We start from the raw sequence: 24,558 nt of genomic DNA on the forward strand, positions 1-24,558 counted from the left end.
GCGACGGTGGGCCAGGCAGCTGCCCCTGCGCGCCAGGCTCGTGGCCGGCTTCACCGCGGCGATGACCGTCGTCCTGCTGGCCACCGGCGGCTTCATCTACTGGCGGGTGGAGTACGCCCTGGACCAGCGGCTGGACGCCGACCTCGCCGCCGAGGCCGACGTCCTCAGCCCGCTCGTCCAGCCCGACGGCACGCTCCGGACGTCGGATCTCGACGCGGCCGTACCAGGGGTCAGCGAGCACCAGGTGCTCGACCGCACCGGGCGGGTGCTGTCGGCCGGTCCCGGCCTGGGGGACGCCCCGGTCCTGGACGCGGGCGACGTCGAGGCAGCCCAGCGGGGTCCGGTGTACTCCGACATCGGGCTGCTGCTGCCCATCAGCAAGCGGCCCCTGCGGCTGCTCGCCACCCCCGTGCCGGGGTCCGGACCGGCGGCCGTCCTCGTCGTGGGCCTGCGCCGGGACGAACGCGACGAAGCACTCCGCGAGCTGCTCGGCCAGCTCGCCATCGCCGGCCTCGGCGCGCTCGTCATCACCGCGGTGGTCGGTGAACGGCTGGCGAAGGCCGCCCTCGCACCCGTCGAGCGCTACCGGGCGCGGGCCCGCTCCATCGCCTCCGGTGCCACCGGCGTGCGTCTCGACGTCCCCACCGAACGGGACGACGAGATCACCCGCCTCGGGCACACCCTCAACGACATGCTCGACGCCCTGGACCGCTCCCTCGCCCGCGAACGCCGGTTCCTCGACGACGCCAGCCACGAGCTGCGCACCCCGCTGACCCTGCTGTCCACGCGGGTGCAGCTCGCCCTCCGCCGGCCACGGTCGCCCCAGGAGCACGAGGCCGTCCTGCGGGACCTGCAGACCGACGTGGTCGCGCTCACCGACCTCGCCGAGCAGCTGCTGCAGATCGGCGTGGCGACCGGGGCGCCGGCCCAGGGGCCGAGCGAGACCGGCGACGTCCGCTCCGTCGTCGCCCGGCTGACCCCGACCGGCGACCACGCGCCGGGCGCCCGCCTCCCCGCGACGTGGTCGGTGGACATGGCCGGGACGGAGACGGTGCCCGTCCCCGTGCCGGACGCCGCCCTGCGGCAGGTGCTGCTCAACCTGCTCGGCAACGCCGCGGTGCACGGCGCACCCCCCGTCCAGGTCGCGGTGCGCGCCGCGCCCGCACCGGAGGGCGCCGTCGCCGTGTTGACCGTCAGCGACGGCGGACGGATCCCGGTCGGCTTCCTGCCGCACGCTGCCGAGCGCTTCAGCCGCACCGACGACGCCCGCGGCAGGCCGGGCGCCGGACTCGGCCTGTCCCTGGTGCACGAACTCGTCGACCGGGCCGGGGGCGAACTGCGGCTGTGCTCATCCGGTGCGCACCACCGGTACGAGCAGCGCCACGACCTGCCCTGCGCACACCCCGGCAGCGGGACGACGGTGACCGTCCTGCTGCCCGTGGTCGACCCCGCCGACACCGGAGCGGCCACGTGAGTGACCTCGGCCCCACGTCGGGGGCCGCGCCCGAGGTCGCCTCCGCCCGGTCGGCGTGGCGGGCGGTCGCCGGGTTCGGCGTGGTCAGCCTGGCTGCGGACATGGTCTACGAAGGTGCCCGGTCGATCACCGGTCCGCTGCTCGCTTCCCTCGGCGCCTCGGCGCTGCTCGTCGGCCTCGTCACCGGGCTCGGGGAGGCCGCGGCACTCGTGCTGCGGCTGCCCTTCGGCGCCCGGGTGGACCGCTCGGGCAACTACTGGCGGGCCACCATCGCCGGCTACGGGCTGACGGCGGTCTGCGTACCGCTGCTGGCGGTGACCCCGTTCCTCGGCGCCGCCGGGCTCGCCGTCGCCTGCGTCCTCGTCCTCGCCGAGCGGGCGGGCAAGGCAGTGCGCAGCCCGGCCAAGTCCACCCTGCTCGCCCACGCCGCCGGCCCGGTGGGGCTCGGCCGCGGGTTCGGCGTGCACAAGGCGCTGGACCAGGTCGGCGCGTTCTCCGGTCCGCTCCTGGTGGCGGCGCTGGTGGCCGGCACCGGGGCGCTGTGGCCCGCGATGGCTGCGCTGACCTTGCCCGGGGCAGCCAGCATCGCTCTGCTGGCATTCCTGCGGCGGCGGGTCGGTGACCCGCTGCGCGAGCAGACGCTCGAGGCCGGGCCGCGCCCGCGCGCGCCGTTCTCCGCGGTCTACCGCGGCCTGCCGAGGGCCTTCTGGTCGTTCAGCGGCTGCGCCGCGCTGACGACCGCGGGGTTGGTCACCTTCGGGGTCATCAGCTACCACCTGGTCACCGACCAGTTGGTCCCGACGGCCGCGGTGCCGGTCGTCTACGCCGCGGCGATGGCGGCGGCTGCCGTCGCCGCCCTCGGCGTCGGCTGGGCGCACGACCGGTGGGGCGCCCGGACGATGGTTCTCGTGCCGGTCCTGGTGGCGGTGGTGCCGCCCCTCGCCTTCGCGGGCTCCTGGCCGGTGGTGCTCGTCGGCGTGCTCGTGTGGGGCGCGGCCACCGGGCTGCAGGACTCCACCGTCAAGGCGCTCGTCGCTCAGCTGGTCCCGGCAACCCGGCGGGCCACCGCCTACGGGATGTTCGCCGCGGTGCAAGGAGTCGCCGCGGTCGCGGGCGGCGCGCTGGCCGGTGGGCTGTACGCACGCTCGGTGCCGCTGCTGGCCGGCGTCGTCGCCGTCCTCCAAGTGGGGGCCGGGTGCTTGCTGCTCGTCACGCTGCGCTCGCAACATTTCCGGACTGGGCCGGCACCGGTCTCGGGACCCGGTCAGCAGACAGCCGGTGAGGCTGCCCACCGTCCCTCGTCTTGAAGGCGGCGATGTCTCGACGGTCAGCTGATGTCGCGTCCGCGGGGTGCGGGGCAGGCGTCGAGCCAGGCGCGCTCGGCGTCGTCGAAGACGCGGCTACGGGTGAGGAAGCGGACGCCTTCGGGGGCTTCGAGGCTGAAGCCGGCGCCGCGGCCGGGGACGACGTCGAGCAGCAGCTGGGTGTGCTCCCACAGGGCGAACTGCGGGCCGGAAATCCAGACGGGCGAGAAGTCGTCGGGGATCGGCGTCCCGGCCGTGTGGGCGGGTGAGGGCGCGCCGGGGTGGGCGTCGTCGACCAGGCCGAGCAGGACGTCGTCGTCCCCCACGATGAAGTCACCCCGGGGGTAGCACATGGGTGCCGACCCGTCGCAGCAGCCGCCGGACTGGTGGAACATCAGCGGGCCGTGCGTGGCCCGGAGGCGGCGGACCACGTCCGCCGCCTCCGGGGTGATCGCGACCCGCTCGACCTGGGTGAGCGGGCCGGCCATCAGAAGAAGCCCTGCGCCTGGTCGGAGTAGCTGACCAGCAGGTTCTTGGTCTGCTGGTAGTGGTCGAGCATCATCTTGTGGTTCTCCCGGCCGATGCCGGAGGCCTTGTAGCCGCCGAAGGCCGCGTGCGCGGGGTAGGCGTGGTAGCAGTTGGTCCACACCCGGCCAGCCTGGATCTCGCGGCCGGCGCGGTAGGCGGTGGTGCCGTTGCGGGACCAGACGCCGGCGCCCAGGCCGTAGAGGGTGTCGTTCGCGATGGACATGGCGTCGTCGTAGCCGTCGAAGGAGGTCACCGACAGCACGGGGCCGAAGATCTCCTCCTGGAACAGCCGCATCTTGTTGTGGCCCTCGAAGATCGTGGGCTGGACGTAGAAGCCGCCGTTGAGGTCGCCGCCGAGCATGGCCCGCTCGCCGCCGGTGACCAGGCGGGCGCCCTCGCCCTTGCCGAACTCGATGTAGGACAGGATCTTCTCGAGCTGGTCGTTGCTGGCCTGCGCGCCGATCATCGTGTCGGTGTCCAGCGGGTCGCCCTGCCGGACGGCCTTGGTGCGGATGGCACCCAGCTCGAGGAAGTCGTCGTAGATGGGCCGCTCGATGAGCGCCCGCGACGGGCAGGTGCACACCTCGCCCTGGTTGAGGGCGAACATCGTGAACCCCTCGAGCGCCTTGTCCTGGAAGGCATCGTGCTCGGCCATCACGTCGGCGAAGAAGATGTTCGGGCTCTTCCCGCCCAGCTCCAGGGTGGTGGGGATGAGGTTCTGGCTGGCGTACTGCAGGATCAGCCGCCCGGTGGTGGTCTCACCGGTGAAGGCGATCTTTCGGATCCGGGAGGAGGACGCCAGCGGCTTGCCGGCCTCCACCCCGAAGCCGTTGACCACGTTGAGCACCCCGGCGGGGAGCAGGTCGGCCACCAGCTCGACCAGGTGCAGGATCGAGACCGGGGTCTGCTCGGCCGGCTTGAGGACGACGCAGTTGCCGGCGGCAAGTGCGGGGGCGAGCTTCCAGATCGCCATCAGGATCGGGAAGTTCCACGGGATGATCTGCCCGACGACGCCCAGGGGCTCGTGGAAGTGGTAGGCGACGGTGTCCTCGTCGACCTGGGAGATGCCGCCCTCCTGGGCGCGGGCGGCGCCGGCGAAGTAGCGCAGGTGGTCGATGGCCAGCGGGAGGTCCGCGGCCAGGGACTCCCGGATGGGCTTGCCGTTGTCCCAGGACTCGATGACGGCGAGGTCCTCGAGGTTGGCCTCGATGCGGTCGGCAATCTTCAGCAGGATGCCGGCGCGCTCACCGACCGAAGTCTTCCCCCAGGCAGGGAACGCGGCCCAGGCGGCGTCGAGGGCCTTCTCGACGTCATCGGCGGTGCCGCGGGCGACCTGGGTGTAGACCGCGCCGGTGACCGGGGTCGGGTTGTCGAAGTACTGGCCATTGGCCGGCGGGGTCCACTCCCCGGCGATCCAGTTGTCGTAGCGGGGCTTGACCGCGACGCTGCTCTCGCTGCTGCCGGGTGCCGGGTAGACGGCCATCGTGGTCCTCCTCGACCGGGGAACGCCGGGAACCACCGGCGGTGACCACAGGGTGGGTCCAGACGGGGTTGCAGCGGGGTCGCACCGACAACGTACGGGCAACGGAAAGCGATCTGTGCCACACCGGCGTCGGTGCTGCGGCACGGTCCCCGGCGCCCCGGCCGCGTGTGCGGATCGCAGCGAACACGCTGCTCACCGGGCCTTTACGGTCGGGGAACACCATCCGCGAACGTCTGAGGAGCATCCGTGCGCCTGTCCACCCGCAACCAGCTCGCCGGCACCGTCACCGCCATCAACGTCGGCTCGGTCATGACCACCGTCAAGGTCGATGTCTCCGGCCAGGAGGTGACCGCGGCCGTCACCAAGGAGGCCGTCGAGGAGCTGGGCCTGACCGTGGGATCGAAGGTCGTCGCCCTGGTCAAGTCCACCGAGGTCATGCTCGGCGTCGAGGACTGATCCACCCCGCCGGAGGAGGGCCGCAGTCCTCCTCCGGCACGGTCAGAACTGGACGAGCCGGCGTTCAATCTCGTCCAGCCGCAGCAGCGCCGCGGTGTGGCGGGCCGTCCCCGACGGCAACCGGTCGACCACCGCCTGCCAGAGGACGGCGTCCTCCCCGCTGCGCTCGGCGAACTCCATCAGGACGTCGGTCCGGGCATGGGCCACCAGGCCCTGCCGCAGGTGCTCGGCCACCCGCTCCCGCAACGCCCGCGTGCCGGGCGCGGTCGAGCGGGCCAGCAGCGGCCCACGGTAGGCCTGCACCGCCTGCCGGTGCGCCCCCCGCCGCAGCAGGGCCAGCACGTCGAGGGCGTCGACGGCCAGGCGGTGGTGCAGCCGGTAGGGGTGCGAGTTCGGCAGCAGGCCGGGCACCGCCCGCCGCAGCCGGTGCATCTCCGCGCGCACCGTCGCCTCGGGGACGGCGGCGTCCCAGCATTCAGCGGCCAGCTCCCCTGCGGAGCGGCCGGTGCCCCGGTCGGCCGCGAGTGCCAGGCTCAGCAGCAGGTCCGAGTGCCGGGGTGACAGCTCCACGCTGCCGTGCGGGCCCTCCAGGACGCCGCGTTCCCGCCCCAGCACGTGCAGGTGCGTCGCGGCCGCACCCACGTCGCCGGGGTGCCCCTGTCCTCCGGCCGGGGTGACGTCGTGACCCAGCCCGCCGGCGACCGACCGCACCAGTGCCAGGGCCAGGGGTGTCGCCACGTGGTCCCCGCCCACGACCCCGACTGCGCCGACAAGGCCACCTGCATGGTCCCGCACCGGGGCCGCAGCGCCGGCGAAGGCCCGGGCCGGGCCGAGGTGGTGCTCCCCGCGCAGCACCTGGACCGGAGCGCCGGTCACCAGCGCCGTCCCCAGCGCGTTCGTGCCGACGGTGCCCTCCGCCCAGCTCGCCCCCGGCACCAGGCCGATCGAGGCGGTCCGGTGGCCCATGGTCCAGGAGCCCCCGGTCCACACGACGACGCCGTCGACGTCGCACAGCACCACCAGCAGCTGGTCGGCGGCGGCGTCCTCGACCAGGTCGCGCTCGAGGCGGGCGACGGCGGCCGGCCACGGCCCAGCGGCACGGATGGATGCCACCTCCGACGGTCCGCGCACGACCGGGGCTGAGGTCAGCGACGGGTCCGCGCCGGCGCACAGCGACCGCAGCCACGACGTCCAGATCTCCTCCCGGATGGCCGGCGGCGCGGCATCGACGCCTGCCTCCGGACCGAGGGCGAACAGCCAGGCACGGGCCTCCTCGACGGCGCCCGCGTCGTCCAACGGCAGGTGCGGGGGAAGGGCGAACCGAGGACGCCGCGCACCGGGATCGGGTAGTCCGGCTGCCATCGTGCAACCTCCCCTGCAACGTTCCGGATCCGCGTCAGCGGTGACTTCCGGCCACTATCCACGATTGAGCGGAGCCAACGCTCGCCAGGGCCCGCAGATGCGTGCGCATGATGTGTGCTGCCGGTCACTCCCGTCCGGCCCCACCCCGAGGCCCACCCGGCCCCAGCTGAGGAGTTGACGTGACGCTCATCGAGGAGAGTCGCACCGAGTTCGACCGCACCCGCTTCTTCATCGACGGCGAGTGGGTCGCCCCCCAGGGCACCGAGCAGCACACCGCTCTGGAAGCGCACAGCGAGGAGGTCATCGGGGTCGCGTCCCTGGGGACCGAGGCCGACATCGACGCCGCCGTCCGCGCCGCCCGACGTGCGCTGGACGAGGGCCCGTGGGGCCGGACCACGGCCGAGGAGCGCGCCCAGGTCATGGAACGCTTCGCAGCCGCACTGTCCGAGCGCGCCGACGCCACCAGCACCCTGGTCAGCCGCGAGAACGGCATGCCCATCACGCTGTCCAACGCCTTCAACGGCGCTGCCCCGGCCGGGCTGCTCCAGATGTACGCCCAGATCGCCCGCCAGACCGACTTCGAGTCCGTACGACCCAGCCTGAGCGGTGCCACCATCGTCCGCCGCGAACCGGTCGGCGTGGTCGCGGCCATCACGCCGTGGAACTACCCGCAGGTGCTGGCGATGATGAAGATCGCCCCCGCGCTCGCCGCGGGCTGCACGATCGTGCTCAAGCCGTCTCCGGAGACCGCGCTGGACACCTACGTGTTCGCCGACGCAGCGCAGGAGGCCGGGCTGCCCCCGGGCGTGCTCAACATCGTCCTCGCAGGCCGCGAGGCCGGCGCCGCACTCGTCAGCCACCCGCTGGTGGACAAGGTCGCCTTCACCGGCTCCACCGCAGCCGGCCGCACCATCGGCGCCGAGTGCGGCCGCCTGATCCGCCGCGTCACCCTCGAGCTCGGCGGCAAGTCCGCGGCCATCGTGCTCGACGACGCCGACATGGACACCTTCCTGGCCAACCTCGACGGCGCCTCGTTCATGAACAACGGGCAGACCTGCACCACCCAGTCGCGGATCCTCGCCCCGCGCAGCCGCTACGCCGAGGTCACCGACGCCCTCGCTGACTACTGCCGCGGACTCGTCGTCGGCAACCCGCTGGAGGAGTCCACGACGCTGGGACCCATGGCCAGCGAGACCCACCTGGCGCGGGTGAACAAGTACATCGAGATCGGCAAGGCCTCCGGTGCTCGGCTGATCACCGGCGGCAGCCGGCCCGCCGGTCTGGACCGGGGCTGGTTCGTCGAGCCCACCGTGTTCGCCGACGTCGACAACGGCGACCAGCTCGCCCGCGAGGAGGTCTTCGGTCCCGTCTACGCCGTCATGCCCTACGACACCGAGGAGGAGGCCATCGCGATCGCCAACGACAGCGAGTACGGCCTCGGTGGCTCGGTCTGGACCACCGACGAGGGGCGCGGCATCGACGTCGCCCGCAAGGTGCGGACCGGCACGATCGGGGTGAACTACTACCAGCTCGACCTCGGTTCGCCCTTCGGCGGGATGAAGGCCAGCGGCATCGGCCGCGAGCTCGGCCCCGAGGCGCTCAACAACTACCTCGAGTACAAGTCGGTCTTCGTCAGCGCCGACCAGCTGGCGTAGGAGCAGCGCGGGGCAGGGGCGCTCTACGCCTGCTGCGGGGGTCTAGCTAGGCCCCCGCAGCAGATGGGCCATGGCGCGCGGTCGGCACACGCGCACAGGACCGTGAGCGGCTCGGGCCCGGAAAGCCGCAGCTACGGGCTCAATCCGGCCTGAGAACCGCGGATGCGTTCTAATGGCGCCTCTGTCTGCTCCCTGTGAAAGGCCCAGCTGTGCGCTTCCGTGCCCTCCCCGTCCTGGCCGTCGCCGGCCTGCTCACCCTGACCGCGTGCGGCGGTTCGTCGTCCTCGGACACCTCGTCCGCGTCGTCCTCCTCGGGGGCTGCTGCGAGCAGCTCCGACGGCGGCGACCTCAGCGGCACGTTGACCGTGTTCGCCGCGGCCAGCCTCACCGACGTCTTCACCGACCTCGGCGACCAGCTGATGGCCGACAACCCCGACCTCGACATCACGTTCAACTTCGCCGGCTCCTCGGCGCTGGCCACCCAGATCACCCAGGGCGCCCCCGCCGACGTGTTCGCCAGCGCCAACCAGACCCAGATGACGGTCGTCACCGACGCCGGGCTCAACGGCGACGACCCGACCGTGTTCACCGAGAACGTCCTGGAGATCGCGGTCCCGCAGGGCAACCCGGCCGACGTCACCGGGCTGTCGGACTTCGCCAACCCCGACCTCACCCTGGCGATCTGCGCGCCCGACGTGCCGTGCGGTGCGGCCGCCGAGCAGGTCTTCGAGGCCGCCGGGATCACCGCCCAGCCCGACACGCTGGAGGAGGACGTGCGGGCCGCGCTGACCAAGGTCGAGCTCGGCGAGGTCGACGCCGCGCTGGTCTACGCCTCCGACGTGCAGGCCGCCGGCGACCAGGTGGAGGGCATCGAGTTCCCCGAGGCCGAGGACGCGGTCAACGAGTACCCGATCTGCACCCTCGACGGGACGCAGAACCCGGAGGCCGCGCAGGCGTTCCTGGACCTGGTGGAGTCCGAGGCCGGTCAGCAGGCGCTCACCGACGCCGGGTTCCGGAGCCCCGCTAGCTGAACCATCGGGTGATGGTGCGACGGCCGCACGTTCGCCGCACCATCATCCGTCGATCGAGGTGACCGGGCGTCTCCGGCCGGTCGGGGACGCCGACAACCATTCCGGTTGTCAGTGCTGCAGTGGCATTTCGTCGTGATCCGAACCGGGCGCCGCGGCTCAGCTCAGCTGAGCTCCGTCCGGCGGAGGCAACCCCGGGCGACCTCCTCGCAGACGATCCACACCGCGATGACCTCCGCTGCCAGCAGGCCGACGAGGACGAGCAGCTGGGCAGCGCCGGCTTGCAGTGCGCCGCCGCCGCCGAGAAGGACGCCGACGTAGGCGCCGGGCAGGGTGACCAGGCCGACGGTGCGGGTCTGGTCCAGCGCGGGGACCAGGGCGGTGGCGGCCACCGGCTGCGCGACCAGCATCGCGGCGTCCCGGGGCAGGAACCCCAGGGCGAGGGCGGCCTCGACCTCGCCATGGCGCTGCTCGAGCTCGTCGAGCATCCGCCGTCCGGCCAGCGAGGTGGCGGTCATCGCCCCACCGATGACGATGCCCGCGACCGGGACGACGGCCACGCCGCGCAGCGGGACCGACCCGCTGGCCAGCACCAGGCCCAGCACCGGCAGCACGCCGGCGGCGATCGGCGCGGCGAGCACCGCCGCCCTGCGGGGTGACCCCCGGCCCCACGCCGGCCCGCCGGTGACCCGGCCGGCCGAGGTGGCCGCCGCGACGAGCAGCATCAGGGCGGCGAACGCGGCCGAGGTCCACAGCGACCGGACGACCACCACGATGACCGAGGACACCGCGGCCAGCTGGGCGGTGGCCCGCAGCACGGCCCACACGACCGGGCGCTGCTGCCCCAGGCCGGACAGCCGCCCGACGACGGCGGCGAGCACCAGCAGCGCGGCGAGCGCGACGAGCAGGCCCGGGCCCAGGGTGACGACGGAGGACCCCATGCCGGTCATCCTCGCCGCACCCGGTCAGCGGGCGGCGAGCACACCGCCGGACACCAGGCCCAGCACCACGGCGCCGAGCACGACCCGGTAGACGACGAAGGGCACGAAGCTGCCGTGCTGCAGGTAGCGCAGCAGCCACGCGATCACGGCGAGCCCGACGCCGAAGGACACCACGGTGGCCAGCGCGGTCGGGCCCCAGGCGACGGGTGCGCCGGCGGTGGCGCCGTGCAGGGCGTCGTAGGCCTGGTAGGCGCCCGACCCCAGCACGGCAGGGACGGCGAGCAGGAAGGAGTACCGCGCCGCGGCCTCTCGGGTGTAGCCCAGGAGCAGCCCGGCGGTGATGGTGCCGCCGGATCGGGACACCCCGGGGACCAGCGCGAGGGCCTGGGCGAGCCCGAAGGCCACGCCGTGCCCGACGGTGAGCTGGTCCAGCGTGCGCTGCTTGCGGCCGACCCGGTCGGCGACCAGCAGGAACAGCGAGAACACGATGAGCGCGGTGGCGACGATGCGCAGGTCGCGGAAGGTGGTCTCGATGGTGTTCTGCAGCAGCAGGCCGAGCACCACGATGGGAATGCTGCCGACGATGATCAGCCAGCCCATCCGGGCGTCGGGGTCGCCGCGGCGCTCCCGGTGCACCAGCGCCGAGCACCAGGCCGCGACGATGCGGGCGATGTCGCGGGCGAAGTAGACCAGCACGGCGAGCTCGGTGCCGATCTGGATGATCGCGGTGAACGCCGCACCCGGGTCGGGCCAGCCGGCGAGGGCGCCGACGATGCGCAGGTGCGCGCTCGAGGACACCGGCAGGAACTCGGTCAGCCCCTGCACGACGCCCAGGACGAGGGCCTCCAGCCAGCTCACCGGGTCACCCGCCGGGCCGTCGTCCCCACGAGGACGGCGATGAGCACCAGACCGGTCACCGCGACGGGGCCGTCGCCCAGGCCGAGGCCGCCGGCCAGCTCCGCGGGCTTGCCCAGCCAGTCGGCGATCGAGGCGCCGAGTGGGCGGGTGAGCACGTAGGCGGCCCAGAACGCGACCACGGGCGAGAGCCCGAACCGGGCCCAGGCGACCCACGGGACGACGATGGCGACGCCGAACAGCACGATCGAGCCGGCGAACCCCAGGTGCCAGACGACGGCGGCCAGGTCACCGAGGGCGGTGCCGAGCGCGAAGGTGGTCAGCACCGCGGCCCAGTAGAGGACCTCGCGCCGCCGGGTGGTGATGCTGTGCACGTCGAGGGTGCCCTCGAGGCGGTGCCAGACCGCGAAGACGACGGCCAGCGTGGCGGCGGCCAGCCCGGCGGTGACGGTGTAGGGCAGGCCGAGGACGACGTGCGGGCCGTCGGCCACCATCGTGCCGAACACCGCGACCATCGTGACCGTGGTCCAGTAGCGGCCGGGGTGGAACCGGTCGGCGCGCAGCTGCCACCACAGGGCCGTGACCAGGCCGACCCCGGAGACCGCGACGGCCACCGGCAGGTTCGCCAGGGCGGCGCCGTCGGCGGCGGCCTCGCCGGTGCCGGTGGTCAGGAGCTTGATCAGCCAGAACACAGCGGTGACGGCGGGGACCTTGACGGCGGTGACCGGCACCCGGTGGCGGGTGGTCGGGGCGTGCTGCGGCACGGGCTGCTCCAGGGCATGGTGTCGAGGGGGGAGCTCGGCGCTGAGCCCGTCGGCCGGTGCGTCGGTGACGAGGGCCGCGGTGATGGTGCGGGGTTGTTCCTGACGACGACCTGAACGGTCGCCCGGCTCCGGTGGGGGAGCGTCCCGCCATCCGCGCCCCCAGTGCAGGGCCAGGCCCGTGACCCCGCCCACCGCCGCCAGGAAAGCCAGAGTGGTCAAGGAGAGGTCCGCGGCGACCTGTTCGCCGGTCCCGCTCACCGGTCAGCCACGGGCACGGCTGCCGGACCGTGCACGGAGCACCTCGACGGCGACGGGGACGAGGGACAGCGCGACGACGCCGAGGATGAACAGCTCGACGTGGTCGCGGACGACGGCGACCTGGCCGAGGAAGTAGCCCAGCAGGGTGACGCCGGCGGCCCAGAGGACGCCGCCGAGGACGGACCAGACGACGTAGCGGCGGACGTCCATGCGGGAGACCCCGGCCATGACGGTGGCGAAGGTGCGCACGATCGGGACGAAGCGGGCCAGCAGGATGGTCCGGTTGCCGTTGCGGTCGAAGAACGCCTGCGCCCGCTCGACGTGCTGGGTCTTGAAGAGGCGGCTGTCGGGTCGGTTGAAGACGGCGGGGCCGACGCGGCGGCCGATCCAGTAGCCGACGAGGTTGCCGGCGATCGCGGCCAGCGGCACCGCGACGAGAAGCACCCACAGCGGCACGGTGAGCACGCCGCTGGCGACCAGCAGGCCCGCGGTGAACAGCAGGGAGTCACCGGGCAGGAAGAACCCGATCAGCAGTCCGCACTCGGCGAACAGGATCACCATGATCCCGATCAGCCCGAAGGTGTTGACCAGGTGCGTCGGGTCCAGGAATGAGCTCACGGTGGCCACCGTGACGCGTCAGGCCTGAACACGACCTGTACGCCGGGGACGGCGCCCGGATCAGCCCGCAGGCAGGTTCAGCACGACGCGGCCGCCGTCGGGGGAGGCCACGGCGGTGACCCCGCCGCCGGCGGCGACCACCAGCCGGCGGGTGAGCGCCAGCCCGAGACCGGCACCCGGGTGCGTGCTCCCCGCATCGCCCCGGTAGCCCGGGTCGAATGCACGGGCGGCCACCTCCGGCGTCATCCCGGGACCGTCGTCGGCGACCACCACCTCGACCCGGCCGCCGTCCTGCCGGGCGGTGATCCGCACACCGGTCTCGGCGTACCGGACGCCGTTGTCGACCACGGGGGACAGCGCCCGGACCACGACGTCGGGGTCGACCCCGACGACGACGTCGGATGCAACCTCGACGATGACCGGCACCGGGTGGTCCTCCCCGCGCGGGTCGGCGAGCCGGGCGAGGGCGTCGGCCAGGCGGGACCTTCCGGGGGTCAGCACGTCGGAGCTGCGCGCGGCCGACAGCATCGTCTCCAGGATCGAGGCCATGGACCGGGTGGCCCGGTCGACGGCGGCGTGGGCCCACGCGGTCTCCTCGGGCCCGCGGGGCTGGGCCAGCAGCAGGTCGAGCTCGGCCTGCGCGCGGGCCAGCGGGGTGCGCAGCTCGTGCGACAGCTCCTCGGTGAACCGCTGCTCGTGCCGCAGCACCGCCGCCTGCCGGTCCAGCATCTGGTCCAGGGTGCGGGCCAGCTCCGCGAGCTCGGCCGGGCGCGCGTCCTGTCCGAACCGGAGGTCGGTGTCGTCGGCGCTCCACCTATCGGCCTGGGCGCTCATGTCCTGCACCGGTCGGAGCGCGCGGGTGACGTTGGCGCGCAGCACCAGGTGCACCACGACGACCAGCAGCAGAGCCACCCCGACGCTGCCCAGCAGGGCGGTGCGCTCGACCTGCCGGTAGGGGGACAGCGACGTGCTGGTGACGACGCTGGCCACCCGGGTACCGCCGTCGGTCAACGGCAGCGCGCGGAGCCGCAGCGGTCCGCCCGCGTCGACGTCGACGGCCCCGGCGCCCCGCGCGGCGAGCTCGATGGCCTGGCGGTCGAGGGCGTCGGTGCTGCCCGACGGGCTCTCCACGATGCCGCCGGCGCCGTCGATGATCCAGGTGCCGACGTCCAGGGCTTGGTCGTCGCGGGCGTCCAGGACGGTCACGGTTCCGTCGGCGGACACGTCGACGGTCTGCGCGACGGCCTCGGCGCGGGCCTGCAGGACGTCGTCGGCCTGCCCGGCCAGTACCCGGGCGAGCAGCGTGTTGGCGCCGACGGCGAGCAGCAGCACCCACAGCGCGACCACCAGCGTGGCCGACCAGGACAGCCGGGTGCGCAGGCTCGTGCGGGCGGTCCGGTCGGTCACGTGAACGTGTAGCCCACGCCGTGGGCGGTCCCGATGGAGCGTCCGGCGTCCCCGGCGGCGTCGACCTTGCGGCGCAGCCGGGCGACGTACTGGTCCAGGGTGTTGTCGGCGACCCGGGCGCCGTCGGGCCAGCCGGCGGCCAGCAGGTCCCGGCGCCGGACCACCTCTCCAGAGCGGGCCATCAGCGCGGCGAGGACCCGGAACTCGGTCGGGGTCAGCCGCTGCGTGCCCGAGGGGCCGACCAGGGCATGGGTGGTCGGGTCGAGGGCCAGCCCGGAGGGCGCCGGCCGGGCCGCGGCCGACCGGCGCAGGGCGACCCGCAGCCGGGCCACCAGCTCGCTGAGGTGGAAGGGCTTGGCCAGGTAGTCGTCACCGCCGGCGGCGAACCCGGACAGGACGTCGTGCAGCTGGTCGCGGGCGGTCAGGAACAGGACTGGCGCGGTCAACCCGGCCGCGCGCAGCGCCTGGCAGACGTCGCGGCCGTCGGAGTCGGGCAGGCCGATGTCCAGGACCACCGCGTCGAAGGCGTCGGGGCCGGCGCCGCGCACCGCGCCGAGCGCACCCGCGCCGTCCCGGGCGGTGACGACGACGACGTCGTGCTCGCGCAGCCCGCGGGCCAGTACGTCGCGCAGCCCGTGGTCGTCCTCGACGACCAGCACCCGGGGCTCGAGTTCGCTCACGGAACCCATCATGGGGTGACCTGCCCCGATCGTCGGCGAACCGTTCAGGTCGTGTGCAGACGACGGGCCCGACGCTGCCGCCATGACCACACCCCTGGCCCCCTCGACGGGGCGCGCGCTGCTGAACAAGGTCCCCGAGGTCACCATCTGGTTCTGGGTCATCAAGATCCTGGCCACCACGGTCGGGGAGACCGCCGCTGACTACCTCAACGACACCCTCGGGTTCGGGCTGACCAACACCACCCTGGTCATCGGGGCGGTCTTCCTCGTCGTCCTCGGCTTCCAGTTCCGGGCCCGGCGCTACATCGCGCCCCTGTACTGGGCCACGGTCGTGCTGATCAGCGTCGTCGGCACGCTGATCACTGACAACCTGACCGACAACCTGGGGGTGCCGCTGGAGGCCACCACCGCCGTCTTCGCCGTCGCGCTGGGCCTCACCTTCGCCGGCTGGTACGCCTCGGAGCGCACCCTGTCGATCCACTCGATCGTCACCCGTCGCCGGGAGGCCTTCTACTGGCTTGCCATCCTGTTCACCTTCGCCCTCGGCACCGCAGCCGGTGACCTGACCGCCGAGCGCCTCGGTGCCGGGTACTGGCTGTCGGCGCTGCTGTTCGCTGCGCTGATCGGTGCGGTGGCCGCCAGCCACCTGGTGTTCAAGGCCAACGCGGTGCTGACCTTCTGGATCGCCTACGTGCTCACCCGCCCGCTGGGTGCGTCGCTGGGCGACGGGTTCTCGCAGGACAAGGTCGACGGCGGCCTGGGTCTCGGCACGACTCTGACCAGCGTGCTGTTCCTGGTCACCATCGTCGCGGTCGTGACCTACCTGGCGGTGAGCAAGCGAGACCAGCTGCCCCCGGTCGAGACCGACGCGGTGCGCCAGGGCTAGCGCGAGGTCGGGCGGGCCACGGCCGTCGCTGTAGGCGGTGACGGCCACGGCTCGCCGCGGTGAGGGTCGCCCCTGCTCGTCGAGAGGTGCGCGCACGAGGTCTCGCCGCTCGTCCGGGCCCGTGGCCACGGGTGCGCCCAGGTACTGCGGCACGCCCGGGAACACGGCGCGACGCTGCCGAAGAGGCTGCCGATGACCTGCTTGGAATGGCGAACTGGTTCCGTAATCGGTTCGATGTACCGAGAATGGGGCGGTTGAGAAGTGCTGTGGCGGAATTCGGACTTTGGTTCGAGGCGCTGATTTCGCAGGTCAGACCCACGTTCTCAACGCCAGCCGCACACCATGAATACAACAAGATCAACTCGAACGGTTTCTGGTTCGAGTCCAGACGGGGGAGCACCAGAGCCTGGTCAGACCTCGGTCTGACCAGGCTCTCGGTATGTCGGGGTCGTGTCGTCGTCGCGCTCACCCCGCGGGTGGGCCGTGGCCGACGGTCGGGCCGCCGAGGTTGAGCAGCACGACGCCGACGACGACCAGCAGGATCCCGGCGACCTGCCACCCGGTGACCTGCTGGTCGAGGAAGACCGCGCCGATGGACACCACGGCCAGCGTGCCCACCGCCGACCACAGCGCGTAGGCGATCCCGACCGGCACGGTCTTCACGACCTGGGAGAGCAGGAAGAACGAGGCGGCGTAGCCGAGCACCACCAGGACGCTGACCCCGGGGCGGGTGAAGCCGAGGGTCCGGGGGAGCAGCGAGGTGGCGGCGACCTCGGCGGCGATGGCTCCGGCGAGCAGGACGTAGGGCACCCGGTGATCCTGCCCGCCGGTGCCGGTCAGACCCCGACCGGCTCGTCGCCGCGCAGGGTGATGCGGTGCATGATCCGCCGGAAGTCGCCGTAGTCGCGGTTGGCGTAGTGCAGCGTGGCCCGGTTGTCCCACATGGCGACGTCGCCCTCGCTCCACCGGTGCCGGACGATGTGCTCGGGCTTGGTGATGTGGGCGTAGAAGAGGTCCAGCAGGTGCCGGCTCTCGGCGTCGGAGACCCCGCTGATGTGCGAGGTGAAGCCCGGGTTGACGAACAGGCTGCGCCGGCCGGTCTCGGGGTGCACCCGCACCACGGGGTGCTCGACCGGCTCCAGGCGGGCGACGTCCTCGCCTTCCCAGCTGTTGCCGCCCCGCTGGGCCAGGTAGTAGCCGAACTCCCGGGTGCCGTCGTGCACGGCGGTCAGCTGGTCGGCGAGCCGCCGGACCGGCTCGGACAGCGAGGCGTAGGCGGCCTCCGCGTCGGCCCATTGGGTGTCCCCGCCCACCGGGGGGATCGACACCGCCCGCAGGATCGAGCCCAGGGGAGGACGCCGGACGAAGGTGACGTCGGTGTGCCAGATGTCGGCGAAGCCGTTGTCGGCGGCGTCGAGCGCGTAGATCTCCGGGTGCGCCTCGTCGACGCCCTTGATGACGGGGTGCGAGGGGGTGAGCTCGCCGACCCGGTTGCCCAGCCGCACCTGGGAGTCGGGGTCGAGGTCCTGGCCGCCGAAGAAGAGCACCTTGTGCTCCACCAGTGCGGCCCGGACGGCGGCGATCTGCTCGTCGGTGGCCTGCGCGAGGTCGAGGCCGTGGATGCGGGCGCCGTGGAAGGCGCCGAGGCGCTCGACGACCAGGGTGTCGGTGGATGCGAGCAAGGTCATGACGGCTCCTCGGATCGGGTGGGTGCTAGCTGGCGACGGTGCGGACGGCGGCGCCGATCTCGGCGCGGAAGGCGGCGTACTCCGGTGACCCGCGCAGTTCGTCGGGCTCGACGCCGGTGCGGGGCAGGTCGACGGCGACGTCGAGGGCGACCGTCCCGGGCGCTCGGGTGAGGACGATGACCCGGGAGGCGAGGAACACGGCCTCGTCGACGCTGTGGGTGACGAACACCGAGCTGAGCCCGGTCTGCGCGCTGACCCCGCGGAGGTCCTCCTGCAGCCGCTCGCGGGTGAGCGCGTCGAGGGCGGCGAAGGGCTCGTCGAGCAGCAGCAGGGGGTGCGCGCCGGCCAGGGCCCGGGCGATGGCGATCCGCTGCTGCTGGCCGCCGGAGACCTCCCAGGTGCGCCGACCGGCCACGCCCTCGAGCCCGACGCGGGCCAGCAGCTCGCCGGCCCGCGCCCGCCGCTCCTCGCGGGCCACCCCGGCCAGCCTGAGGGCGAGCTCGACGTTGCCGCCGACGGTCCGCCAGGGGAACAGCCGGGCCTGCTGGAAGACGACGCCGGCCTGCCGGCCCGGTTCGGGTTGGTCCCCGTCGACGGTGAGCGTGCCGCGGGTGGGGGTCTCGAAGCCAGCGACCAGCCGCAGCAGGGTGCTCTTGCCGCAGCCGGAGGGGCCGACCAGGACCAGGGACTCCCCGGCCGGCACTTCCAGCGTCACCGGGCCGAGGGCGTGCACGGCGTCCCGGCCCTGGCCGTAGTCGTGCTCCACCCCCCGCAGCGACAGGGCGCCGCCCCGGGGCGTGGTCAGCGGGGTCGCCGCCGGCTGGTCACTGGCCACCGGTGACGTCGTCCTCGAGGCCGTCGTTGTAGATCGCGTCCTGGAAGGTCTCCAGGGACGGTGCGTCGGGGATCTGCTGCTGGTCGGCGAGGAACCGGGCGGCGTCCTCGAGGTTGGCGGCCAGGTTGCCCGGGCCGTCGGCGCCACCGAGCCACTGGTCGCTGGCCTCGTCGGCCGGGCTCAGGAAGATGCCCTGGCTGAGCTGGGTGGCGGCCTCGTCGGCGTCGATGCCCAGCTGCCGGCCCACGGCCGCTGCGGCGGCGTCGGGGTCGTCGGCGATCAGCTGCAGGGCGCGGGCCTGCACCTGACGCCAGGCCGAGACGGCGTCCGGGTGGTCCTCGATGAAGGAGGTGGCAGCGACCCCCAGGTCGAGGGTGGGCTTGCCGCCCTGGGCCAGTTCGGCGCTGGTGGTCAGCGTGGTGCCGCTGTCCTGCAGCTCGGCCAGAGTCGGGAGCCAGACGTAGGCGGCGTCGATGTCCCCGCGGGTCCAGGCGGCCAGGATGTCGGCCGGCTGCAGGTCGATCAGGTCGACCTGGGAGCTGTCGACGCCGGCGTCGTCGAGGGCGGCGAGCAGGCTGTAGTGCGAGGTGGAGGCGAAGGGGGTGGCGACCTTCTTGCCGACCAGGTCCGACACCGAGCTGATGCCGGCGCCGTCGCGGGCGACCAGGGCTTCGTTGTCGCCGGCGACGTCGAGGATCCAGGTGACCTGGTAGGGGATGTTCAGCGGTTCGGAGAGCCCGCGGGCCACCGGGCTGGAGCCGATGGCGGCGATGTCGACCGCGTCGGCGACGAAGGCGGTGTTGATGCTGGCGCCGGAGTCGAACAGGGTCCACTCGATGTCGTAGTCGGGCAGCGCGTCCTCCAGCCAGCCCTGGTCCTTCACGACGAGGTCGCCGCTGGGGAAGTTCTGGTAGGCGATGCGGATCGTCGGCCGGTCGCCGTCGGCGGAGTCGTCCGAGCCGCCGCCGCAGGCGGTGACGCCGGCGAGCAGGGCGGTCAGGGACAGGGCTGCGGCAAGACGCCGCCAGCCGCGGTGCGCGGTCATGGGGTTCCTTCGGGGTGGGGTCCGACCCGGCGGGCCGGAGGTCTGCGGGGAGTGCGGAGGGGGCGGCGGCGGGGTCAGGCGCGGCCGCGCCACGGCACGACCCGCCGCTCGACGGCGCGCAGCGCGGCGTCGATGAGCAGGCCGGAGATGCCGATGGCGAAGAGTCCGAGGATCACGACGTCGGACTGGTTGAAGGCCTGGGCCTGGCGGATCATGCCGCCGATCCCGGGAAGGCCGTTGACCGTCTCGGCGGCCACCAGGGAGGAGTAGGCGATGCCGACGGCCAGCCGGACGCCGGTGGAGATCTCCGGCAGCGCCGAGGGCAGCACCACGCTGATCGTGGTCTGCCACCGACTGGCGCCCATCGCCCGGGCGGCCTCCACCAGGGTTGCCGGGGCGCCGACGACGGCTGCCGCGGTGGCGACCGCGACCGGCGGCATGGCCGCGATGCCGAGCAGCCAGATCTTGGGTGACTCGTCGATGCCCAGCCAGATGATCAGCAGGCTGAAGTAGGCCAGCGGCGGCAGGGTGCGCAGGAAGGTCACCCAGGGCTCGACGACGACCCGGACCCAGGGCAGGGTCCCCATGAGCAGCCCGACGACGAGGCCGGCGGCGACGCCGAACAGCGACCCGAGACCGATGCGGCCCAGGCTGATGCCGAGGTGGTCGATCAGGTAGTGGCCCTGGTAGCCGACCACACCGTCGTTGGTGGTCGAGGTGCGCACGAGCGCCTCCCAGACCGCGCCCGGTGAGGGCAGCAGCACCGGGCTCCAGATCTGCAGCGAGTACAGCAGCTGCCACAGCGCCAGCAGGACGCCGGTGGCCAGGATGCGGACGCCGACGCGGCGCCAGCGGCTGGCGGAGCGGGCGAGCCGCGGGCGGCCGGGGGCGGCGCCGGTGGGCGCCTCCTCCTCGGCACGCGCGAGCAGGGTGGTCACAGGGGGACTCCACGGAGCAGGCCCCGGCGCGTGAGGGCGGACCGGTGGCGGGGTCAGGTGAGGAGAGGTCAGCGCGTGCGCAGACAGAGGGCGCTGCAGACGCGCCCGTGGTCGACCACCCGGCGAACGGTGAGCAGGCTGTGTCGCACTGCACTCACCTCGTCCTGGTCCGTGGGCTCCCGCCCGGGTCGACGGCGGCAACCTATGTGCCCGACTGCTATCCCGTCAATTCCCATCGACATGGTGCACTTCACCGGTGGAGATGCACTGGTTCCTGCCCACCCGGGGCGACAGCCGCGACGTCGGCCCGGCGACCACCGACCGCGGGCACAACGCCGCCGCACTGCGCCGGCGGCCGACCCTGGACTACCTGGGCGCGGTGGCCCAGGCCGCCGAGCAGGCCGGGTTCGCCGCCGTGCTGACCCCGACCGGGTCCGGCTGCGAGGACGCCTGGGTGACCTGCGCGGCGCTGCTGGACCGCACCCGGCGGCTGCACTTCCTGGTCGCGTTCCGGCCCGGCTTCATCGCCCCGGTGCTGGCCGCGCAGCAGGCGGCGAGCTTCCAGCGGTTGTCGGGGGGTCGGCTGCGGCTCAACGTGGTGGCCGGCGGGGACCCGGTCGAGCAGCGGGCCTACGGCGACTTCGCCGACCACGACGCCCGCTACGCCCGCACCGCGGAGTTCCTCGAGGTGGTGCGCCGCTGCTTCGCCGGGGAGCGCTTCGACCTGGCCGGTGAGCACGTGCGGGTGGAGGGCGCCGGGTTGACCAACCCGCCCGACGTCGTCCCGCCGGTCTACCTGGGCGGGGCGTCCGGGCCGGCCGAGGACGTCGCCGCGAAGTACGTCGACACCTACCTGACCTGGGGCGAGCCGCCGACGATGGTCGCCGAGCGGCTGGACCGGGTGCGTGAGAAGGCCGCAGCGCAGGGCCGCACGGTCCGGTTCGGGATCCGGCTGCACGTGGTCAGCCGGGACACGCCCGAACAGGCCTGGGCCGAGGCCGACCGGATGCTCGCCGGGATGCCCGCCCACGCGGTCGCGGCCACCCAGGAGCGCTTCGCCCGGATGGACTCCGTCGGCCAGGCCCGGATGGCCTCGCTGCACGGCGGGTCGGCCGGGGACGGCGCCCGGTCTCTGGAGGTGGCGCCGAACCTGTGGGCCGGCATCGGGCTGGTCCGGGAGGGCGCGGCGACCGCCCTGGTGGGCAGCCACGAGCAGGTCGCCGCGCGGATCACCGAGTACGCCGACCTGGGGTTCGACGAGTTCGTGCTCTCGGGCTACCCGCACCTGGAGGAGGCCTGGCGGGTGGGCGAGGAGGTCCTCCCGCTCCTGCGCTGACTCCGCACCGCGCACCAGTTCGGCAGGGATGTGCATCGCCAGGCTGGTCGGGTGCACTCCGGGGCTTCGTCCTCGACGTCGCCACCGGGAAGCTGCACGAGGTCCCCTGACCGACGATCCGGAGCCCGGTCGTCGATCCGGGCTCCGGATCCACGGCGGGCGACGCTGAGCGCTTGCTCACAGAAAGTCCACCGACGTTGTAGGGATTGCGCACAGGCAGGCAGGATGGGCGGCGTGCCCCGGCTCCTCCTGACGTGCGACCGCGCCGTCGACCACGCCGGCACGGCCAGCTACCTCTGTCGCTGACGACGTCGTCCCCGAGGGGGCGCTGCGCCCCCATCCGTCGTCTGCCCGAGGAACAGCTGTCCCGTGATCGAGCTCCACCACGTCCGCAAGGTCTTCCCCGGCCGCCGCGGCGGTCCCGACGTCGTCGCCCTCGACGGCGTCGACCTCGCCGTCCCGGCCGGTGACTTCGCCGGCGTCGTCGGCCCCTCGGGCTCCGGCAAGAGCACGCTGATCCGGCTGGTCAACCTGCTGGAGCGGCCCACGTCGGGGTCGGTGGCCGTCGACGGCCGGGTGCTCACCGACCTGCCGGCCGACCAGGTGCGGCAGGCGCGCAGCTCCATCGGCATGGTCTTCCAGCACTTCGAGCTGATGGACTCCCGGACCGCGGCCGAGAACGTCGAGCACCCGCTGGAGCTGGCCGGGGTGGGCCGCGCCGAGCGGCGTCGCCGGTCGGCCGAGCTGCTGGACCTCGTCGGGCTGGCCGAGCGGGCCGGTGCGCGGCCGCGGCAGCTGTCCGGCGGGCAGAAGCAGCGGGTCGCCATCGCCCGTGCGCTGGCCGCCCGGCCGCAGGTGCTGCTCTGCGACGAGGCCACCTCGGCCCTGGACCAGGCCAGCACCACCGGGGTGCTGCAGCTCCTGCGCCGGGTGCGCGACGAACTCGGCCTCACCGTCCTGCTGATCACCCACGAGATGGCCGTGGTCAAGGCGGTCTGCGACTCCGCCGTCCTGCTGGAGGCCGGCCGGGTCGTCGACGGCGGCCGGCTGGACGACGTCCTCACCCGCGACGACTCGCCGCTGGCCGCGGCACTGCTGCCCGCGCCGGTGGCCGACGACCGCGTCGCCGGCACCCTGCTGCGGGTCACCGTCACCGAGGCCGCGCCCGAGGCCGACGTGCTGCGGGTGCTGGTCGGCCAGCTGGGCCTGGCCGTCGAGGTGGCCGGCGGGTCGGTGGAGACCGTCGCCGGCGGCCGGCACGGCCGGCTGCTGCTGCGGATCACCGACGGCGACCTGTCCGGCCTGGACACCGCGCTCACCCAGCTGCGCGCCGAGGGCTCCAAGGTCGAGCGGGTGGCGGCATGAGCGACTGGTCCCGGATCGCCCCGCAGCTGGCCGACGCCACCGGGGAGACCCTCTACATGGTCGCGGTCTCGGCCGTGCTCACCGTGCTGCTGGGCATCCCGCTCGGCGTCCTGCTGACCGTCACCGCCCCCGACGGGCTGGCCCCGCGACCCTGGACCAACCGGGTCCTCGGTCTGGTCGTCAACCTCGGCCGGTCGCTGCCGTTCATCATCCTGCTGGTCCTGGTCGCACCGGTCACCCGCGGCCTGGTGGGCACCACCATCGGCTCCACCGCCGCGATCGTGCCGCTGACCATCGGCGCCGTCCCGTTCCTGGCCCGGCTGGTGGAGACCTCGCTGCGCGAGGTGTCCCACGGCAAGGTCGAGGCCGCCCTGGCCATGGGCGCCCGCCGCCGGCAGGTGGTGCGCACCGTGCTCCTGCCCGAGGCGCTGCCCTCGCTGGTCGCCGGCGTCACCGTCACCGTCGTCGCGCTGATCAGCTACTCCGCCATGGCCGGCGCGATCGGAGGCGGCGGGCTCGGCGACTTCGCCATCCGGTTCGGCTACCAGCAGTTCCGCACCGACATCACCCTGCTCACCGTCGTCCTGCTGCTCGTCGTCGTCCAGGCGCTGCAGTTCGGCGGCGACACCTGGGCGCGCCGCCTGGCGCGTCGCTGACCATCCCCGAAGAGAAGAGAACCGTGCGCTCCCGCCTCGCCCTCGCCCTGTCCGTCCTCACCTCGGCCGCCGTGCTGGCGGCCTGCGGGGGAGGGGACGCCGAGCTGTCCGCCGCCGACGAGCCGTTGCGCGTCGGGGCCTCGCCCGTGCCGCACGCCGAGATCCTGCGGTTCATCGACGAGAACCTGGCCGAGGACGCCGGGCTGGACCTCGACGTCGTGGAGTTCACCGACTACGTGCAGCCCAACGTCGCCCTCGACGACGGCTCGCTGGACGCCAACTTCTTCCAGACCATCCCCTACCTGGAGGAGCAGGAGTCCAGCGCCGGCTACGACTTCACCGCCCTGGAGCCGGTGCACATCGAGCCGCTGGGCATCTACTCCGACTCCCTCACCGACCTCGCCGACCTGCCCGACGGCGGCACCGTGGCCATCCCCAACGACCCGACCAACGCAGCCCGCGCGCTGCGGCTGCTCGAGGCCAACGACCTGATCACCCTGGCCGACACCGGCGACACCGCGCCCACCTCGCTGGACATCGAGGAGAACCCGAAGGACCTCGAGATCTCCGAGGTCGAGGCCGCCCAGGTGCCCCGGTCGCTGGCCGACGTCGACATCGCCGTCATCAACGGCAACTACGCCATCGACGCCGACCTCTCCCCGGCCGAGGACGCCCTGGCGCTGGAGGAGGCCGAGGGCAACCCCAACGCCAACCTGCTCGTCGTGCGCACCGGCGACGAGGGCGACGAGCGCATCCAGGCCCTGGAGGAGCTGCTGCACTCCGACGAGGTCCGGCAGTTCATCGAGGACGAGTACGACGGCGCGGTGCTGCCGGCGTTCTGACGCCCGGCCCCCGGGACGGGGGAGCCACCACGGAGGGCCCGGCGCGCACGCGCCGGGCCCTCCGTCGTCCCGCCACCGTGAGCAGGACCACTCCCGCGGTGCAGGACGGGTTCCCGGATTCCTCACCATCCCGATGGAGATGGGGTTAAGGTCC

The 24,558-nt window shown here is 73.4% G+C and carries 24 protein-coding genes; 10 read left to right on the forward strand and 14 right to left on the reverse strand.

The window, feature by feature from the left end; translation table 11 throughout:
* Positions 1-40 precede the first annotated feature (40 nt).
* Both BLT39_RS12820 and BLT39_RS12825 read left to right on the forward strand, forming a co-directional pair.
* A complete protein-coding gene (locus tag BLT39_RS12820) occupies positions 41-1,474 on the forward strand; it encodes a sensor histidine kinase (RefSeq protein WP_207507931.1) in 1,434 nt (477 codons plus the stop codon).
* On the forward strand, positions 1,471-2,781 hold the full coding sequence (locus BLT39_RS12825) for an MFS transporter (RefSeq protein WP_207507932.1): 1,311 nt from the start codon (positions 1,471-1,473) through the stop codon (positions 2,779-2,781). Before BLT39_RS12820 ends, BLT39_RS12825 begins: the two co-directional genes overlap by 4 nt.
* Positions 2,782-2,801: 20 nt before the next feature.
* On the opposite strand, the gene BLT39_RS12830 is transcribed toward BLT39_RS12825, so the two are convergent.
* Complete coding sequence (locus BLT39_RS12830; protein WP_091063666.1) at positions 2,802-3,266, reverse strand: DUF779 domain-containing protein; 465 nt, start codon at positions 3,264-3,266, stop codon at positions 2,802-2,804.
* Positions 3,266-4,789, reverse strand: coding sequence for an acetaldehyde dehydrogenase ExaC (gene exaC, locus BLT39_RS12835; protein ID WP_091063670.1), 1,524 nt, complete (start codon positions 4,787-4,789; stop codon positions 3,266-3,268). Before exaC ends, BLT39_RS12830 begins: the two co-directional genes overlap by 1 nt.
* A gap of 246 nt (positions 4,790-5,035) precedes the next feature.
* On the opposite strand from exaC, the gene BLT39_RS12840 reads away from it, so the two are divergent.
* Positions 5,036-5,245: a TOBE domain-containing protein gene (locus tag BLT39_RS12840; RefSeq protein WP_091063674.1), complete on the forward strand. Its 210-nt coding sequence runs from the start codon at positions 5,036-5,038 to the stop codon at positions 5,243-5,245.
* Between the two features lie 42 nt (positions 5,246-5,287).
* Here BLT39_RS12840 and BLT39_RS12845 read toward each other — a convergent pair whose 3' ends face one another.
* Positions 5,288-6,541 carry a sigma-54-dependent transcriptional regulator family protein gene (locus tag BLT39_RS12845; RefSeq protein WP_091063677.1) on the reverse strand — a complete coding sequence of 418 codons (1,254 nt, stop codon included), beginning with the start codon at positions 6,539-6,541 and terminating at the stop codon, positions 5,288-5,290.
* 245 nt (positions 6,542-6,786) lie between these two features.
* Here BLT39_RS12845 and BLT39_RS12850 point away from each other — a divergent pair, with 245 nt between their 5' ends.
* Both BLT39_RS12850 and modA read left to right on the forward strand, forming a co-directional pair.
* Complete coding sequence (locus tag BLT39_RS12850) at positions 6,787-8,262, forward strand: aldehyde dehydrogenase (protein WP_091063680.1); 1,476 nt, start codon at positions 6,787-6,789, stop codon at positions 8,260-8,262.
* A gap of 209 nt (positions 8,263-8,471) precedes the next feature.
* Positions 8,472-9,293, forward strand: coding sequence for a molybdate ABC transporter substrate-binding protein (gene modA / locus BLT39_RS12855; protein WP_091063683.1), 822 nt, complete (start codon positions 8,472-8,474; stop codon positions 9,291-9,293).
* A 161-nt stretch (positions 9,294-9,454) separates the two neighbouring features.
* Here the strand turns inward: modA and BLT39_RS12860 are convergent, their stop codons facing one another.
* The 6 genes from BLT39_RS12860 to BLT39_RS12885 all read right to left on the reverse strand — a co-directional run bounded on the left by BLT39_RS12860 (position 9,455) and on the right by BLT39_RS12885 (position 14,813).
* Positions 9,455-10,231 (reverse strand): ABC transporter permease, encoded by a 777-nt coding sequence (locus BLT39_RS12860; protein WP_091063687.1) that lies wholly within the window; start codon positions 10,229-10,231, stop codon positions 9,455-9,457.
* A gap of 24 nt (positions 10,232-10,255) precedes the next feature.
* Positions 10,256-11,089, reverse strand: coding sequence for an undecaprenyl-diphosphate phosphatase (locus tag BLT39_RS12865; RefSeq protein ID WP_091063690.1), 834 nt, complete (start codon positions 11,087-11,089; stop codon positions 10,256-10,258).
* Complete coding sequence (locus tag BLT39_RS12870) at positions 11,086-11,850, reverse strand: COG4705 family protein (RefSeq protein ID WP_091063693.1); 765 nt, start codon at positions 11,848-11,850, stop codon at positions 11,086-11,088. The genes BLT39_RS12865 and BLT39_RS12870 overlap by 4 nt, the downstream gene beginning before the upstream one ends.
* Before the next feature lie 261 nt (positions 11,851-12,111).
* On the reverse strand, positions 12,112-12,726 hold the full coding sequence (locus tag BLT39_RS12875; protein ID WP_242658371.1) for a DedA family protein: 615 nt from the start codon (positions 12,724-12,726) through the stop codon (positions 12,112-12,114).
* A gap of 60 nt (positions 12,727-12,786) precedes the next feature.
* Complete coding sequence (locus BLT39_RS12880) at positions 12,787-14,133, reverse strand: sensor histidine kinase (RefSeq protein WP_091063697.1); 1,347 nt, start codon at positions 14,131-14,133, stop codon at positions 12,787-12,789.
* Positions 14,130-14,813, reverse strand: a complete 684-nt coding sequence (locus BLT39_RS12885; protein WP_207507935.1) for a response regulator transcription factor — start codon at positions 14,811-14,813, stop codon at positions 14,130-14,132. The genes BLT39_RS12880 and BLT39_RS12885 overlap by 4 nt, the downstream gene beginning before the upstream one ends.
* A gap of 82 nt (positions 14,814-14,895) precedes the next feature.
* Between BLT39_RS12885 and BLT39_RS12890 the strand changes: the two genes are divergently transcribed.
* Positions 14,896-15,699, forward strand: coding sequence for a COG4705 family protein (locus tag BLT39_RS12890; protein WP_091063704.1), 804 nt, complete (start codon positions 14,896-14,898; stop codon positions 15,697-15,699).
* A 465-nt stretch (positions 15,700-16,164) separates the two neighbouring features.
* Here the strand turns inward: BLT39_RS12890 and BLT39_RS12895 are convergent, their stop codons facing one another.
* The 5 genes from BLT39_RS12895 to BLT39_RS12915 form a co-directional block, all read right to left on the reverse strand.
* Entirely contained in the window at positions 16,165-16,509 is a 345-nt protein-coding gene (locus BLT39_RS12895) for a DMT family transporter (RefSeq protein WP_091063707.1), read from the reverse strand.
* A 26-nt stretch (positions 16,510-16,535) separates the two neighbouring features.
* Positions 16,536-17,387 carry a TauD/TfdA dioxygenase family protein gene (locus tag BLT39_RS12900; protein ID WP_091063710.1) on the reverse strand — a complete coding sequence of 284 codons (852 nt, stop codon included), beginning with the start codon at positions 17,385-17,387 and terminating at the stop codon, positions 16,536-16,538.
* A 25-nt stretch (positions 17,388-17,412) separates the two neighbouring features.
* On the reverse strand, positions 17,413-18,222 hold the full coding sequence (locus BLT39_RS12905; protein ID WP_207507937.1) for an ABC transporter ATP-binding protein: 810 nt from the start codon (positions 18,220-18,222) through the stop codon (positions 17,413-17,415).
* A complete protein-coding gene (locus tag BLT39_RS12910; RefSeq protein ID WP_091063714.1) occupies positions 18,212-19,267 on the reverse strand; it encodes a taurine ABC transporter substrate-binding protein in 1,056 nt (351 codons plus the stop codon). The genes BLT39_RS12905 and BLT39_RS12910 overlap by 11 nt, the downstream gene beginning before the upstream one ends.
* Positions 19,268-19,341: 74 nt before the next feature.
* Complete coding sequence (locus BLT39_RS12915; RefSeq protein WP_091063718.1) at positions 19,342-20,205, reverse strand: ABC transporter permease; 864 nt, start codon at positions 20,203-20,205, stop codon at positions 19,342-19,344.
* A 262-nt stretch (positions 20,206-20,467) separates the two neighbouring features.
* Here BLT39_RS12915 and BLT39_RS12920 point away from each other — a divergent pair, with 262 nt between their 5' ends.
* The 4 genes from BLT39_RS12920 to BLT39_RS12935 all read left to right on the forward strand — a co-directional run bounded on the left by BLT39_RS12920 (position 20,468) and on the right by BLT39_RS12935 (position 24,404).
* The gene (locus tag BLT39_RS12920) at positions 20,468-21,541 is read left to right on the forward strand and encodes an LLM class flavin-dependent oxidoreductase (protein WP_242658448.1); all 1,074 of its coding nucleotides are present in this window, start codon (positions 20,468-20,470) and stop codon (positions 21,539-21,541) included.
* A gap of 369 nt (positions 21,542-21,910) precedes the next feature.
* Entirely contained in the window at positions 21,911-22,906 is a 996-nt protein-coding gene (locus BLT39_RS12925) for a methionine ABC transporter ATP-binding protein (RefSeq protein ID WP_091063724.1), read from the forward strand.
* Entirely contained in the window at positions 22,903-23,562 is a 660-nt protein-coding gene (locus tag BLT39_RS12930) for a methionine ABC transporter permease (RefSeq protein WP_091063728.1), read from the forward strand. The genes BLT39_RS12925 and BLT39_RS12930 overlap by 4 nt, the downstream gene beginning before the upstream one ends.
* A 23-nt stretch (positions 23,563-23,585) precedes the next feature.
* Complete coding sequence (locus tag BLT39_RS12935) at positions 23,586-24,404, forward strand: MetQ/NlpA family ABC transporter substrate-binding protein (RefSeq protein WP_091063733.1); 819 nt, start codon at positions 23,586-23,588, stop codon at positions 24,402-24,404.
* Positions 24,405-24,558: the final 154 nt, after the last annotated feature.

The sequence above is a fragment of the Klenkia brasiliensis genome (assembly GCF_900100695.1).
Taxonomy (GTDB): Bacteria; Actinomycetota; Actinomycetes; order Mycobacteriales; family Geodermatophilaceae; genus Klenkia; species Klenkia brasiliensis.